Genomic DNA, 14,699 nt, shown 5'->3' with positions numbered 1-14,699 from the left:
TAGCACGACTTTTCTTCACTTATTTGAGAGAGTCTTGCTACTTGGTACGTGTGTCGTGATACGAATTTTAAATAGTGGTCACAAACTCCGCTTCGTTTCCGGCGTTGTCTTTTACCTTCAAAACTACTTTCCCTGACAAAGGTATGCTTTTATCTAATTTTTCGGAGTATATGGTGGCAGTTTTATGCTCGTATTTCATAAGCAACCACTTGCCGTTCACTTCACAGCGGAAGGAGTTAACGCCTGACAAATCGTCGCCAATCCGGAATTTGATCTGTGTCGGGCTTTTGCTGAGCAGCCTGATGGTGGGGGCTTTCACGTCCTCGAGCACCTTGAACTTGCCCATCGCCCGGGCCGAGAAGGTGATGCTGTTGCCATCCCAGACGCCGCCCAGCATGCCACGGCCTTTGCCCAGCCCCAGATAATACACGGCAGCCTTGCTCTTGTCGGTAAGCGGTGTGCTCGGCGTGATGGTCACTTTAACAGGCTTGTGCAACGGTATGAAGTAGTCGCCAATGGTATACACGTCGCCCTCGCGTTTGGCCTGCAGGTATAGCGTGTCATACAGACTCTCTTTTTCGAAACGGATAGTCATGTCGCGGTTCGTGAAGCTGTATTCCTGCCCCGAAGGGATGGTGGCCTGCAGGTCGAGTAGGGTAGTGGTGCCGCAAAACTCCAGAGACTCCGGCAGACCACCGCGCAGGTCATAAAGACTGACTGAGGCGGCGCCCTTGGTATAGCTCGGTACCAGCATCAGGCGCTGGTTGTTCACCACCATCTCCACATTGCGCGGTGTAGACGAAGTGTCGGAGGCGTTCACCTTCAGGATGTTGCCGATGATCTCGTAGCTGAGCTGCGGCTTGGTCACTTTGCCGTTTGCCCCCTGCGTAAAGACAGGCTTTTGTCCCTTCACCACAAAATTCAAGGTAGAGGTATTGTTGTAAGTGTCTTTGGCCACCAGCTTGATGTGGTATACCGAATCGGCCTGCACGTTCAGCCTGCCCCGGTTCTGGGGTGCGGTATAGAGCGGCAGGTCGTTGCCATAGTCCACGTAAGCCTTCTGGAAAGTGCGGCCCGTGCGGCGGAAAACCCCATAGTTTACGTGCTGCGACACTTGCTTCGACAGCTCGAAGGGCACGCGGTCGATATGGTGGTTGTATACCTGCCGGTCGTTCACAAACACGGTCACGTCCTGCGTGCCGTTGCGGTTCTGGGTGTCGTCGTAGCGGTCAATGGTCTGCAGTTCAAAACCGATCAAGCCGTGTGCAAACACCGTGTCAGGCAAGGTATGGATGCCGTTCGTTTTCTTTGGCGTGAACTCCCGTCGCGCAAACTCTCCGTTTATGCGGGCGTGGATGTTGAGCGGCTGTATGCCTAGCCCCAGCAGATCAGGCGGCGTGGTGTCGATGATCTCCTTGAAGCCCCAGCGCAGCGGGTTGTACAGACGGTCCTCCGCATCGCGGATCTCGAAATGCAGGTGTGGTCCGCCAGAGCCTCCGGTGTTTCCGGACAAGGCAATGATCTGGCCCTTCTTTACCGGGAAGAGGTTCTTCTCCGGGAAAAGCTCGAGCTCAAAGGTTTCTTTCTCGTACTGTTTTCGCAGCACGTAGTCGGCTAGCGGGTCATAAAAGGCCAGCAGGTGCGAGTAGGTGGTGGTCAGCCCGTTCGGGTGCGTTACGTAAATGATGTTGCCATACCCGTAGGTCGACATTTTCACCCGCGAGATATAGCCATCGGCCGCCGCGTATACCGACAAACCCTCGCGCTGGTCTGTCTTAATGTCGAGGCCACCGTGGAAGTGGGTGGCACGTATCTCGCCCATGGAACCTGACAGGTAATTGCGCACGCCTGGTTTGATGGGGAACATGAAATAACCCTGTTCCGGCGCCGGTTGGGCAGCCGCTGCGAGGGTCGTGAAAAGGTAAGCGAAAAGGAGCGCCAGGCGCTTATTTAATTTCAAAGTCAAGTAGCTTTTTATCTTCAACATAGCCTTCCAATCTGTCGCCGATCTGTACCGGTCCCACTCCCTCAGGCGTACCTGTAAAGATGATGTCTCCTTTCTTCAGGGTAATGAAGCGGGAGATATAGGCGATGATATCGTCAAAATTGTTGAGCATCATTTTAGAGTTGCCCTGCTGGCGTGTGGCGCCGTTCACATCCAGTTTAAAATTGATGTCCTGCAGGTTCTCAAACTGGTCGAGTGGCAGAAACTCCGACACCGGGGCCGATCCATTGAAGCCTTTGGCCAGCGTCCAGGGCAGTCCTTTGGCCTTGGCTTTGGCCTGCAGATCGCGGGCCGTGAAGTCAATGCCTAAGCCGATGGCGTCGTAGTATTTGTGTGCAAATTTTCGGTCGATGTTCTTGCCCTCACGGCCGATGCGCAGAATCAACTCCACCTCGTGGTGAATGTCCTGGCTGTACTCGGGGTAGTAAAAAGGCTCGTTGTTGCGGAGAATGGCCGTGTCAGGCTTAAAAAATATCACCGGTTCGTCCGGCACTTCGTTTTTCAGTTCGGCAATATGATCGGCGTAATTGCGGCCGATGGCGAGTATTTTCATAAAGGGTTAAGGGTGTTTTCTTTATCGATCTTCAAAAATAGGCTTTATCCGGTTTCGGTGCAGCATGTTTGAGCAAAAAGAATCGCTTTGAAGACAATTTTTTGCCGCATCATCCGGCTTTCAACAGGTGCCGCCTTTTTTATACTTTAACAAGAGAAGGTCCGCATTATTGTGTGGCTGGGGGCTACAACATTTTATATTAGAGCGTTCGTATACCTATGCGACTGACATTTCAGCCTGTAGCCTGTCATTTCTGCGCAGGTTGTACTTTGTTTTATCAGTTAAAGTATAGTAATTTTAACATATTAAACGATCCACGTATACCTGTCTCTAAAAATTGGTTCAAAATTTGAAAAGCCTTTTTCTGGAGTCATTTAAATTTTAAAACTATGTACAAGAAGTTAATTGCCTTTTCGATAGCGGCAGTAATGATGGTTGCCTGTACGACAGTGCCCATTACAGGTCGCAGACAGCTGAGTCTCGTGTCAGACGCGCAGATGATGCAAATGAGTTACGACGCCTACGACCAGTTCCTGAAGGAGAACAAGCTGTCGCGCGACGCACAGGCTACGGCCATGGTGAAGCGCACCGGACAGCGCATCCAGCGTGCGGTAGAGCAGTACATGGCTGCTAATGGTATGTCAGACCAACTGCAGGGCTTCCAGTGGGAGCACAATCTGATCGAGGATGACCAGGTGAACGCCTGGGCGATGGCCGGTGGCAAGACGGTAACCTACACAGGTATACTGCCAGTGGCTCAAAACGAAACCGGCCTTGCCGTGGTGATGGGACACGAGATTGCCCACGCCATAGCCAAACACAGCAACGAGCGCATGAGCCAGCAACTGGCCCAGCAGTTCGGAGGCCAGACGCTTTCTGCCCTGGCCGGTTCGCAGCCGGGTGTTGCCCAGCAATTGATCATGACGGCTTATAGTGCCGGTTCAACTTTAGGTATACTGAAGTATGGTCGGAACCAGGAAAGCGAAGCTGACCGTTTGGGTCTGATCTTTATGGCCATGGCCGGGTACAACCCACAGGAAGCGATTCCTTTCTGGGAGCGTATGGAAGCCAAGTCGGGCGGTCAGGCACCACCGGAGTTCCTGAGCACGCACCCAAGCGCCGGTACTCGTCGCGCCAACCTGCAGAGCTACATGCCGGAGGCGATGAAATACTACAAGAAATAATCAAAACCAGATAACCACATGACTCCATCACCCTTAGCCAATGGCCGGCACTTGCTGCAGGCCTGCCTGCGCTGGTCGCTGGCCCTGACTCTGATTCTACTGGTAGCGGTTGGCTGTACACGCCGCGAAGCTTTCCCGGAGGAGAGTGAAGAGGAGCCACTCGACCAGGAAGCCGGACCTAAATATGACGGGCAGCTGTTGGCGCAGGTGGTGTTGGACGAGATCAATTTTGTAGTGCCACAGCAGGAACTAGTGCAGCCTTTTATAAAGGAATTCGGCAACGGCACCGTGGTGAACAAAGTAACGATCCATAAGGTGCAGGATAACAAAAATTTGCCTGCTACTTATTACCTGGTGGGGCTAGGCATCTACAACGGCTCTTTCCGTTCAATGGCATTGGAGTTGGATGTGGCTTCTGACAACAGCCTATACCTGAGCAGCAAGTCGGTAAAGCACATTTGCGAAGCCACAGCCGGCTGCGACTTTTGTTACTTCAACTTCGTGGATAACAGGATTACAGGCTGCCAGTGCTCTATACGCGCCGCCGGCTACGACTGCCGCCACAAAGCGCAGGAAGGAAACACTCTGCTGCAAGGCGTGAGACTGAAAAACTCGGGACAGAAATAATCCGGGACATGAACAGAAAGAGAGCGGGCTGTCAGTTATCTGGCAGCCCGCTCTCTTTTTATTATTGGGATTATTTAGCCCAACTAGAATCCTGAAAATCTTTTAATCCTGTAAATCCTTGGGGTAGGGGCCCTATACAAAGATCTAGGATACACTACAATCTAGGATACACTACTCTGCATGTTTCTTAACCTAATGCGGGTAAGGATCTTTTTGGTATACAGCGGGAAATCTCCCTTCATCATCCAGTCGTAGTAGCTGGGCTCCTTGCTGAGCACTTCCTCCACGGGCACGTTGCGGTGCTTGCCAAAGTTAAAAACCTCCTGCCCAGCGTTGTTGTACACGATGCGACCGGCCAGGTCAGCAGACTTCTCGAACGTGAACTTGTGGAGCTGGGCCATATCGTTCTGGATCGGGGTATCTTCTATGCCTTCGGCTACTTCCACCAGCGTGTTTTCGTAGCGCTCCAGCTGTGCTTTCAGGATGTGGTACGTGGCCACAGTATCCGCCTCGGCGCTGTGCGCGTTTTCCAGCGTTTTGTCGCAGTAGAATTTATAGGCAGCAGAAAGCGTGCGCTTCTCCATCATGTGGAAAATCCGGCAGGCATCCACCACATTTCGGTTGTCGATGTCGAAGTCTATACCTACGCGCAGAAATTCCTCGGCCAGCAGCGGAATATCGAAGCGCACCAGGTTATAACCACCCAGGTCGCAACCTTCCATAAACTGATACAGGTTGCGGGCCACCTGTTGGAAAGTGGGGCAGTCCTTCACGTCCTCGTCGTAAATCTTGTGGATCAGGCTTGACTCCAGCGGGATCGGCACAGTCGGGTTGATGCGGCGTGTTTTGAGAATTTCCTCTCCGTTGGGCATCACTTTCAACACACTGATCTCAACAATACGGTCCTTGCAGATGTCGGTGCCGGTGGTTTCGAGGTCAAAAAATACGATAGGGCGCTTCAGGTTCAGTTTCATATAGGGGTGGTTTACAGAACCGCTTTTTTGAGCGCCTCCAGGTCAAGGTTTTGATAAGTGCCGGAGCTCATGAGCAGGAGGTTAGCGTTTTTCCAGTCCATCCCTTTCAGGTGCTCGAGCAGGGCGTTTGAGTCGGTGAATATCTGCAGGTTCGGGTTACCGAAAGCGCTGCGCAAGTCGTCCTCCGAAAGCATTTCCATGCGCTTGTGCTCCACCGTTTTCGGGCTGAAGAATACGATAGGAGTGTCAGCTTTGTCGAGGGCACCGGCATACTGCGGCAGGAAGTTTTTGTTCAGGCTGCTGAAGGTATGAAGCTCCACACAAGCCACCAGCTTGCGCTGCGGGTACTGTGTTTTTACGGCTTCAGTGGTGGCTTTTACTTTGGAAGGGGCATGGGCAAAGTCGCGGAAGATGACGGTGTTGCTGTTCTCGCCGAGTTTCTCCAGTCGCTTGGCCGCTCCCTTGAAGGTTTTGAGTGCTTCGTAGAAATCGTGTGCCTTGATGCCAATCTTCTTGCAGACCTCCCGGGCCGCGCTGATGTTACGCAGGTTGTGCTCCCCGAAAAGCGGGATCTCCACATCGCCCTCTTTTTTAGTGTGCAGGATCGTTTTGCCGTTCTTGATGCTGTGGGGGTGCACGGTATAGCCAATGTAGGCGATGTCTGCCGGGTTGCGCGGCACGGCCACCAGCTGCACCTGCTCGTCGTCCTGGTCGTAGATCAGGGTGCCGGCTTTCGGGGTCATCTCCGCGAAAATGCGGAACTGGTCACGGTATACTTCCGGTGTCGGGAACACATTGATATGGTCCCAGCTGATGCCGCTAATCACGCCAATGTGGTGGTGGTACAAGTGAAACTTCGGCACACGTTTGATCGGGTCAGAGAGGTACTCGTCGCCTTCGATGATGATGATGGGAGCGTCATCGGTGAGCTTCACCATGCGATCGAAGCCCTCGAGTTGCGCACCCACAGCGTAGTCAAACAAACGACCGCAATGACGGAGCACGTGCATGATGATGGAGGTAATGGACGTTTTGCCATGACTGCCGCCGATCACAATGCGCTGCTTGTTTTTGCTCAGTTCGTAGATGAAGTCCGGGAAAGAGTAGACCGGTATACCCAGCTCCTGCGCACGCAGCAACTCCGGGTTATCGGCGCGGGCGTGCATACCCAAAATCACCGCATCGGGCTTGTCGTTCAATTTCTCCGGAAACCAGCCTTCCTGGGCGGGCAGAATACCTGCGGCGGCCAGTCGGCTTTTGGCCGGCTCGTAGATTTCGTCGTCTGAGCCCGTCACTCTTATACCTTGGTCGTGCAGCGCCAGGGCGAGGTTGTGCATGATGCTGCCGCCCGTGGCAATCAGGTGAATGTGTTTAAATTCCGTTCTCTCCATAATCCGTGCTATCCGTTTAGCGAACCGACAAAATTAGAATTCCTGAGTTAAATGTAAATAGCTATACGCTAATATGTGGATATCTTCCGTATTTTGTGGATTACTTGGGCGGCTTACTTTTTAAATTTGTGGGTATGGAGGAGATGAAAATGAACGTGCGGCCAACCGGCAACCGCGGCAACTGGGCAAAAAAAGCCCCTGCCGTGGCAGAGTTGGGTAAAAAACCGCCGCAGGCACTAGATTTGGAGGAGGCCGTGCTAGGCGCTCTGATGTTGGAAAAGGATGCGCTTACCACGGTAATCGACATTTTGCGACCTACTTCTTTTTACAAAGAGGCGCACCAACGCATATTTAAAGCGATCCTGGCCCTGTTCGATAAGTCAGAGCCGATCGACATTCTGACCGTGACGCACGAACTGCGCGAGAACGGCGAGTTGGAGCTGGCAGGCGGCGCCTACTACGTCACGCAGCTGACCACCCGCGTAAACTCGGCGGCCAACATCGAGTACCACGCCCGTATCATCACGGAGAACTCAATCAAGCGCGACCTGATTTCGATTTCCTCTGAAGTGCTTTCGAGCGCTTTTGAAGACACCACCGACGTATTCGAACTACTCGACAAGACGGAGGCGAAGCTCTACGAGGTGTCTGAATCGAACATCCGCAAGAACTTCGACGATATGCGCTCCTTGATGCACCAGGCCATTAAGGAACTCGAGGAGAAGCGCAAGCAAACCGACGGTCTGACCGGCGTACCAAGCGGCATGACCGCCCTGGATCGCGTAACGTCCGGCTGGCAGAAATCGGATTTGATCATCCTGGCCGCCCGTCCCGCGATGGGCAAGACCGCCTTCGTGCTTTCCTGCCTGCGCAACGCAGCCGTGGATTTCAAAAAAGGCGTGGCGATCTTCTCGCTCGAAATGTCCTCGCTGCAGCTGGTGAATCGTCTGATCTCCTCGGAGGCTGAACTCGATTCGGAGAAGATCAAAAAGGGAAGTCTGGAAGATTACGAATGGGCGCAGCTGAACCATAAAATTTCGAAGCTGACCGAGGCACCGATCTTTATTGACGATACGCCAGGTCTGTCTATTCGTGAGCTTCGTACCAAGTGCCGCCGCCTCAAGGCGCAGTACGACATCCAGATGATCATCATCGACTACCTGCAGCTGATGAGCGGCAACGCCGAGGGCAAGGGTGGTGGTAACCGTGAACAGGAGATTGCTTCCATCTCACGGGCCATGAAAATGCTGGCCAAGGAACTGAACGTGCCGGTGATTGCACTTTCGCAGTTGAGCCGTGCCGTGGAAACCCGCGGTGGCGACAAACGTCCGCAGCTGTCTGACTTGCGTGAATCCGGTTCCATCGAGCAGGATGCTGACATGGTGCTCTTCCTCTACCGACCGGAATATTACGGCATCACCGAAGACGAAATGGGTAACCCAACCGCGGGTGTTGGGGAGGTAATCATTGCCAAGCACCGTAACGGTTCCCTGGAAAACGTGCAGCTGAAGTTCATTGGCAAGTACACCAAATTCACCAACCTCGACTCCGACTTCGGGGGCGACGGTGGCTTCAATGCGCTGCCAAACAGCAGCTTCGATGCCGAGACACCAGGCGCTATACGCTTGGGTAGCCGCATGAACGACGGTAGTCAGGGTGGAGGAGGTTTCCCGGCCTCAGGCTTTGACGACGAGCCACCGTTTTAAGGTATAGACTAAGGTCTTGACAAATGATTTTTTGACAAAGGACAAAAGACTAGGAGAGTAAGTAGACAGACAAATGGGGAATTAGCCCTGCTGTAGCGTTATTGCCTGATGGAGTCCTGAGTTGATAAGATAAGAAAAGCCGCTGTGCCATATCGCCAGCGGCTTTCCTATTTTACATCCACTCTACTTTTTCCTCAAGCGGTACGATGCGTTTGCCTTCCCCGGCAGGTTCATCGGCATAGCCCAGGTATAGGATGCCGAGCACCACGTCTTCTTCCCGGAGGTGGAGCATCTCCTTCATGGCGGGTTTATACGCCATGCCGCCGGAGCCCCAATAGCTGGCTATACCTAAGGCCGTAGCGCCCAGCAGCAAATTTTGGATCGCGCAGGAGGTAGCAGCTATTTCTTCAAGGGCCGGAATCTTGGGCAAGTCGCCACGGCGCATGTAGGCTACGAGCACATGCGATGCTTTGTCGCCCATGTGCAACAGTTTATCATAGCGCTCCTGTAGGTATTTCTCAGGCTCGATCTTCTGTTTATACAACTCGGCATGCGCCAGGCAGAAGTCTTGTATTTTGTCGCCGGCATATACCTTGAAGCGCCAGGGCTCCGTGTGTCCGTGTGTAGGCGCCCAGTCGGCCAGTTCCAGCAGTTGTTTGATCTGCTCGTCAGGTATGCGCTGCCCGTTCATTTTGCCCGGCTTGGTGGTTCTACGGTTTTGAATGATGTGGCTTATTTCAGAGAAGGAAGTAGTCATGGGTGATAAATTTTATAGAAGCGCCGGCCTACGGAAGGGAGTGCAGCCATTCGCGGGCTTCGGCTTCGGTCTCAAACATTTTTATTTCCAGCATGTCGCCGATGCGCTGGTGCAGTTGGTGGAACGACATCTGGCCGTACACCCCTTTGGCAAGTACCTGCGGCATGTAGCGCAAGCCCAGCGAAATGGCGAGGGGCATCCATTCGTTCGATATCCAGTCGGTGGCGATGTCCCAGGGGCCAACCAGCTCTTCGTGGCTGTTGAGCAGCTTGGGGCAGGGCTTTTCACGCATCAAGTCCAGGTAGGCGGCTCCTCCTTTTTGCACCGTATCCAGGTATTGGCGACCAATCCAGTGGGCGTAAATGTAGGCGTTGTCCGGCATACGGGTGTATTCCAGAAATATGTCTCCATTCGCTTTGGTCAGCTTTTGTGTTTTAGTCATACTTAGAGGTCATAGTTAGGTGCTCCGAAAAGGTAGAACACGCAGAAACGACACTTGTTCTGTAAAAATAAGGTATAACGGGTTCTTAACCTGATAAAAAGCGCCTTTGCCCATAAAACGTGTCAAGAATAGGAAATAGAGGCTTTTAAACTGGAGAAATAAAAGGCTTGGTCTTCGTATGCTATACCTCTGTACAGCACCAGCAGAATTCACAGCGGACTGGACATGCAGTTTAACCAGGTATAGCATAGTGTCATGGCAAGTAGCAAAAAATGGCTAAACCGCCAGTAGGTATACCCACCAACAATTTAGCCATTCAACAATTTAAAAATTTACCTATTTCAGTTTCAGATCAACCAGAATCTGCTCAATCTTCTCGCTTAGCTGTCGATCCACTGCGTCAAAGTTCTCTTTAGAATCTAGCGGCTCGTTCACGCTGATGTAGAATTTGATTTTGGGCTCGGTGCCGGACGGACGGGCAGACACTTTGGTGCCATCTTCAGTCAGGTACTGCAGCACATTCGAGCTTTCCAGGTCCAGTTTCGACTCCTCGCCGGTCACCAGGTTTTTGCGGGTGCTGTGCTTGTAGTCGCTTACTTCCAGTACTTTAGAGCCCGCAATGGTCTGCGGCGGATTGGCGCGCATGTCGGCCATCATCTGCTGAATTTCCTCGGCGCCGCGCTGGCCTTTTTTGGTGAAGGATACGAGTTCTTCTTTGTAGAAACCGTGCTGCGTGTAAATCTCTACGAGCATCTCCATCAGGGTCTGGCCTCTGTCTTTGGCTACTGCCGCCATTTCAGCGATCAGGGCGCAGGCCGAAATGGCGTCTTTGTCGCGCACGAAGTCGCCGATCATGTAGCCGTAGCTTTCCTCGCCACCGCCGATGTAGAGTTCTTTGCCTTCCAGCGCACGGATTTTCTCGGCAATGTACTTGAAGCCGGTCAGCGTCTCGTACATGGTCACGTTGTAGCTGTCGGCAATGTCTTTGATCAGGTCTGTGGTCACGATGGTCTTCACGATGAACTCTTTGCCTGTCAGCTTGCCAGCATTTTTCCAGGCCAGTAGCAGGTAGTTCATCAGTAGGGCGCCGGTCTGGTTGCCGTTGAGCAGCTCAAATTCACCCTTTAGATTACGCACGGCTATACCTACGCGGTCGGAGTCCGGGTCGGTGGCCATCACGAGGTCAGCGTCTATTTCGCGGGCCTTGTTCAGCGCCAGCGTCATCGCCTCTTTCTCCTCGGGGTTCGGGTATACCACGGTCGGGAAGTTGCCGTCTGGTGTGGCCTGCTCCTCCACAATGTGCACATTGGTGAAGCCAAAACGCTTGAGAACTTCCGGCACGAGCGTGATGCCTGTGCCGTGAATGGACGAGAACACGATCTTCAGATCATGCTGGTTGCGTATGGCCTCCTGAGAAACGGACAGGCTCTGTACTTTTGCCATATAAGCCTCGTCCATCTCTTGACCGAGCATGTGGATGTTGGCTGGCTTGGCTTCCCATTTCACTTCATCGATGGAGGTGATCTTGTTCACTTCGCCGATGATGTTCTTGTCGTGCGGGGCAGTTACCTGTGCACCATCGTTCCAGTATACCTTGTAGCCGTTGTATTCTTTCGGATTGTGTGACGCCGTAACCACTACGCCGCTGTGGCAGCCCAGGTGACGTATGGCGAAGGACAATTGTGGGGTAGGGCGGAGGGCCTCAAACAGGTATACCTCAATGTCGTTGGCCGAGAAGATGTCGGCGGCAATGCGGGCAAACACGTCGGAGTTGTTGCGGCAGTCGTGGGCAATGGCCACTTTCACGCGCTCTCCCGGGAAGTTCTGCTTCAGGTAGTTGCAGAGGCCCTGCGTCGCCATCCCTAAGGTATAGCGGTTCATGCGGTTGCTGCCCGCACCCATGATGCCGCGCAGTCCGCCTGTTCCGAATTCCAGGTCTTTGTAGAAAGCGTCGGCCAGTGATTCGTGCTCGTTGCGTTCCAGTAAGCCGTTTATCTCTGATTTGGTTGCCTCGTCGTAGTTGCCGCTCAGCCAGGCGTCTATTTTATGCTGTATAGCTGGTTCAATCATAGTTTTTGTAATGTATGTATTGCTGTTAATGTCGTATAAATTATGGCGCGAGCGTCCTCGCTCGTGTCTGGTATAGTGGGGCCTTTGGCCCCGTGTCAGGTATAGCTGGTGTAGCTCAGGTTTATCTATACCTCTAGCTAATTTTTTTCATTGCCTGGCCTGTCCGGCCGGGACCTACTTTTTTTCTTGATAAAAAGAAAGAGGGCCCCTACCCCCAGTAGGCAAAAAAATCAAGACGCTCCAAATCGAGGGCCCCTACCCCCACTCGCTGAACGCTCTTGACAGGGGGACCCCTTCACCCCCAACAGTGGAGCGTCGAAAAACGCACCTGGCGCCGCTATCTGTTTCATTGCCAGCGTGCAAGTTAGTCTTTCAATGCGTGCCAGTGTTTGTTTGTTACACGGCTATACCTTAGTATAGCAGCTCCAAATTCCCCATCTTAAACTTTTTAGAGGGGCCCTTCCCTCAGGAAGGGTTAAGAGTGGTTGGACCCGGCAAATCAGAAAATCAACTATAGCGCTTATACCTGTAACTTGGCAGTGGCTGAAAAGTCCCCCTTCGAAGGGGGTAGGGGGATGTCAATCATGCACGAGGATCCTGTCAATCCCTAAATCCTGCAAATCCTTGGGGTAGGGGCCCTATATAAAGATTCATGCAATTACTCAATCAACCACTCACTCATTCACTCCCTCGCTAAATCACTCACTCGCCCTGCCTCCACGCCACAAAAAATCACACCAGTCCCCGGGTTGCCGCTTGGCGATTGTGAGAACTGGTGTGATGGGATTATATCAAAATTATGGTCGCTAACACGGGTTACACCGTGCTATACTTTGCTTGCGGACTAAAGGTTACCACGCAGCGCCTGCTCACGCTCGATGGCTTCGAACAAGGCCTTGAAGTTGCCTTTGCCGAACGATTTGGCGCCTTTGCGTTGGATGATCTCGTAGAACACGGTCGGTCTGTCTTCCACAGGCTTAGTGAAAATCTGCAGCAGGTAGCCTTCGTCGTCGCGGTCTACGAGGATATTTAGTTTGCGCAGATCCGCCATGTCTTCGTCGATGTGGCCGATGCGGTCGATCAGGTCTTCGTAGTAGGTTTCCGGCACGCGCAGAAACTCCACGCCACGGCGGCGCAACTCTGCTACCGTATGCAGAATGTCGTTGGTGGCCACGGCAATGTGCTGCACACCGGCACCGCGGTAAAACTCCAGGTACTCGTCAATCTGCGACTTCTTCTTGCCCTCAGCCGGCTCATTGATTGGGAATTTGATGTAACCGTTGCCGTTCGATACCACTTTGGACATAAGCGCCGTGTACTCGGTGCTGATGTCGTTATCGTCAAAGGTAAGGAGCAGTTTGAAGCCCATCACGTCTTCATAGAATTTCACCCACTCGTTCATGCGGCCCAACTCCACGTTGCCTACACAGTGGTCCACGTACTTCAGGCCAACCGGCTCAATCTCCAGTTCGCTCTGGCGCGGCACATAACCCGGCATGAACACGCCGCTGTAGTTTTTGCGCTCCACAAAGGTATGGATGGTATCGCCGTAGGTATGGATAGAGGCTACTTTTACTTCGCCGAACTCGTCGGTGAGCGTCTTAGGCTCCAGAGCTGGCTTGGCACCACGCTCCACCGTGCCACGGAAAGAGGCTTCGGCATCGTCCACCCACAGGGCCAGCACTTTTACACCGTCGCCGTGCAGGTGCACGTGCTGGGCTATGTCGGAGTTCGGGTCGAGGGAAGTAGTGAGCACCAAACGGATTTTCTCCTGTTGCAGCACATAAGAGGCACGGTCGCGCACACCGGTTTCGGGGCCGGCATAGGCCACCAGCTTAAAGCCGAAGGCCGTCTGATAAAAGTGAGCGGCCTGTTTGGCGTTGCCCACATAAAACTCAATATGGTCGGTGCCGTTCAGGGGCAGAATATCTGTTGCCATAGGTATAAGTATGGTTTAAATATGTTTTGTGTAAAAATACAGCTTTTATACGTTTATCAAAACCCGGTGAGTGTTGCGGCAAATTATCATGTTTTATTCTTGCAATTCCTACGGCATGTTTCCAACTTTGTAAAAAACAGAAAGACGCTATGAACGCAAATGCACTGAACAGTTCACTGGTGGCCATCATCCAGAAGAAGCAGGAACTGAATGCGCTTGACTACAACGACGAGCGCTATGACGATATGGAAGAAGAACTCCACGACCTGGAAGACGACTTCAACGAGGAGTATGGCGACTACCTGGAGGATGTACTGGAGGAAGTACACGGTAAGCTGCGCTCCGACGCCGACATACTTTTGCCAACTGCCTACCTGCCCAGCTCGCTTAACGGTGAGCACGTAGATGCCGACGGCGAAAAAGAGGGTGTTTGGATAGAGTCCGATGAGTTTCCGGGTGTAGAGATGCGCCTGGTGCTGACTGCTAACCCCGCCCGTTTCGTGGTGCTGATCGGCGACCAGGAGCGCGAGCTTTGGAAGGCTGAGTAAGGTATAGCTTGAGAAGAAAGTAGCAGGATCAAATCTACTTGAAGATAGAACCACACCTGTCCTAAGGTATAAAGGACGGGTGTGGTTTTTTCGTTTCATGCTGTGATGGGCAGCTTTTTTAATAGGTTTAGATACTTTTGACGAGTAACCAGGAGAAGATCGTGTAGGCAGTAGATCATCATCATAGTCCTATCAAAAGCTATAACGTGCATTATAGTAGGATTAACTAATCTGCGTGAAGAAACCTTATCGCCGCGATTGAAGTGCTGAGAACATTTTTTATATTGGTATTTCGCTATAGAAGTATGGAAAAAAAGCGAACCTCAAAACGAAAACATGTTTGGAAGGTGTCAGCAGTACTCCACACATAGTGCAGATAGTGGGAGTAGGTACTCCTGCTATACACTAGTTGGTTTTAACATGAATTATGAAAAAAGGAGCTTTACTTGTTGTACTGGTGCAGTTAGCTATACTTACTACAGGATTAGCTCAAACATCTCCTT

General features: G+C 52.4%; 12 protein-coding genes. 4 read left to right on the top strand and 8 right to left on the bottom strand.

Annotated elements, in window-relative coordinates:
• Positions 1-67: 67 nt before the first annotated feature.
• Positions 68-1,960 (bottom strand): M23 family metallopeptidase, encoded by a 1,893-nt coding sequence (locus B0B12_RS14835; RefSeq protein ID WP_076670447.1) that lies wholly within the window; start codon positions 1,958-1,960, stop codon positions 68-70.
• A complete protein-coding gene (locus B0B12_RS14830) occupies positions 1,947-2,558 on the bottom strand; it encodes a fumarylacetoacetate hydrolase family protein (protein WP_076670444.1) in 612 nt (203 codons plus the stop codon). The genes B0B12_RS14835 and B0B12_RS14830 overlap by 14 nt, the downstream gene beginning before the upstream one ends.
• A gap of 389 nt (positions 2,559-2,947) precedes the next feature.
• Here B0B12_RS14830 and B0B12_RS14825 point away from each other — a divergent pair, with 389 nt between their 5' ends.
• Positions 2,948-3,742, top strand: coding sequence for a M48 family metallopeptidase (locus B0B12_RS14825; protein ID WP_076670441.1), 795 nt, complete (start codon positions 2,948-2,950; stop codon positions 3,740-3,742).
• Between the two features lie 18 nt (positions 3,743-3,760).
• Positions 3,761-4,369 (top strand): hypothetical protein, encoded by a 609-nt coding sequence (locus B0B12_RS14820; RefSeq protein ID WP_076670438.1) that lies wholly within the window; start codon positions 3,761-3,763, stop codon positions 4,367-4,369.
• A 161-nt stretch (positions 4,370-4,530) separates the two neighbouring features.
• Here B0B12_RS14820 and B0B12_RS14815 read toward each other — a convergent pair whose 3' ends face one another.
• Together B0B12_RS14815 and B0B12_RS14810 are read right to left on the bottom strand one after the other, a co-directional pair.
• Positions 4,531-5,343 (bottom strand): 3'-5' exonuclease, encoded by an 813-nt coding sequence (locus B0B12_RS14815; protein WP_076670435.1) that lies wholly within the window; start codon positions 5,341-5,343, stop codon positions 4,531-4,533.
• A gap of 11 nt (positions 5,344-5,354) precedes the next feature.
• Entirely contained in the window at positions 5,355-6,734 is a 1,380-nt protein-coding gene (locus tag B0B12_RS14810) for a UDP-N-acetylmuramate--L-alanine ligase (RefSeq protein ID WP_076670432.1), read from the bottom strand.
• Positions 6,735-6,868: 134 nt separating this feature from the next.
• On the opposite strand from B0B12_RS14810, the gene dnaB reads away from it, so the two are divergent.
• Positions 6,869-8,440: a replicative DNA helicase gene (dnaB, locus tag B0B12_RS14805; protein WP_076670429.1), complete on the top strand. Its 1,572-nt coding sequence runs from the start codon at positions 6,869-6,871 to the stop codon at positions 8,438-8,440.
• A gap of 172 nt (positions 8,441-8,612) precedes the next feature.
• On the opposite strand, the gene B0B12_RS14800 is transcribed toward dnaB, so the two are convergent.
• From B0B12_RS14800 to hppD, 4 genes are all read right to left on the bottom strand, one after another.
• On the bottom strand, positions 8,613-9,197 hold the full coding sequence (locus B0B12_RS14800) for a nitroreductase family protein (protein WP_076670425.1): 585 nt from the start codon (positions 9,195-9,197) through the stop codon (positions 8,613-8,615).
• A 28-nt stretch (positions 9,198-9,225) separates the two neighbouring features.
• Positions 9,226-9,639 (bottom strand): hypothetical protein, encoded by a 414-nt coding sequence (locus tag B0B12_RS14795; RefSeq protein ID WP_076670422.1) that lies wholly within the window; start codon positions 9,637-9,639, stop codon positions 9,226-9,228.
• 336 nt (positions 9,640-9,975) lie between these two features.
• Positions 9,976-11,709: a phospho-sugar mutase gene (locus B0B12_RS14785; RefSeq protein WP_076670417.1), complete on the bottom strand. Its 1,734-nt coding sequence runs from the start codon at positions 11,707-11,709 to the stop codon at positions 9,976-9,978.
• Positions 11,710-12,553: 844 nt separating this feature from the next.
• Positions 12,554-13,648 carry a 4-hydroxyphenylpyruvate dioxygenase gene (hppD, locus tag B0B12_RS14780; RefSeq protein ID WP_076670414.1) on the bottom strand — a complete coding sequence of 365 codons (1,095 nt, stop codon included), beginning with the start codon at positions 13,646-13,648 and terminating at the stop codon, positions 12,554-12,556.
• A 149-nt stretch (positions 13,649-13,797) separates the two neighbouring features.
• Here hppD and B0B12_RS14775 point away from each other — a divergent pair, with 149 nt between their 5' ends.
• A complete protein-coding gene (locus tag B0B12_RS14775; RefSeq protein ID WP_076670411.1) occupies positions 13,798-14,196 on the top strand; it encodes a hypothetical protein in 399 nt (132 codons plus the stop codon).
• The last annotated feature ends 503 nt before the right edge of the window (positions 14,197-14,699 follow it).

It is taken from the genome of Pontibacter indicus (genome assembly GCF_900156345.1).
GTDB classification, from domain to species: domain Bacteria; phylum Bacteroidota; class Bacteroidia; order Cytophagales; family Hymenobacteraceae; genus Pontibacter; species Pontibacter indicus.
This window is presented reverse-complemented; position numbering and strand designations above follow the sequence as displayed.

Bases quoted from the DNA above. Each gene is read 5' to 3' on its own strand.
- B0B12_RS14830 (WP_076670444.1), bottom strand. From the start codon at position 2,558: ATGAAAATACTCGCCATCGGCCGCAATTACGCCGATCATATTGCCGAA.
- B0B12_RS14825 (WP_076670441.1), top strand. From the start codon at position 2,948: ATGTACAAGAAGTTAATTGCCTTTTCGATAGCGGCAGTAATGATGGTT.
- B0B12_RS14820 (WP_076670438.1), top strand. From the start codon at position 3,761: ATGACTCCATCACCCTTAGCCAATGGCCGGCACTTGCTGCAGGCCTGC.
- B0B12_RS14815 (WP_076670435.1), bottom strand. From the start codon at position 5,343: ATGAAACTGAACCTGAAGCGCCCTATCGTATTTTTTGACCTCGAAACC.
- B0B12_RS14810 (WP_076670432.1), bottom strand. From the start codon at position 6,734: ATGGAGAGAACGGAATTTAAACACATTCACCTGATTGCCACGGGCGGC.
- dnaB (WP_076670429.1), top strand. From the start codon at position 6,869: ATGGAGGAGATGAAAATGAACGTGCGGCCAACCGGCAACCGCGGCAAC.
- B0B12_RS14800 (WP_076670425.1), bottom strand. From the start codon at position 9,197: ATGACTACTTCCTTCTCTGAAATAAGCCACATCATTCAAAACCGTAGA.
- B0B12_RS14795 (WP_076670422.1), bottom strand. From the start codon at position 9,639: ATGACTAAAACACAAAAGCTGACCAAAGCGAATGGAGACATATTTCTG.
- B0B12_RS14785 (WP_076670417.1), bottom strand. From the start codon at position 11,709: ATGATTGAACCAGCTATACAGCATAAAATAGACGCCTGGCTGAGCGGC.
- hppD (WP_076670414.1), bottom strand. From the start codon at position 13,648: ATGGCAACAGATATTCTGCCCCTGAACGGCACCGACCATATTGAGTTT.
- B0B12_RS14775 (WP_076670411.1), top strand. From the start codon at position 13,798: ATGAACGCAAATGCACTGAACAGTTCACTGGTGGCCATCATCCAGAAG.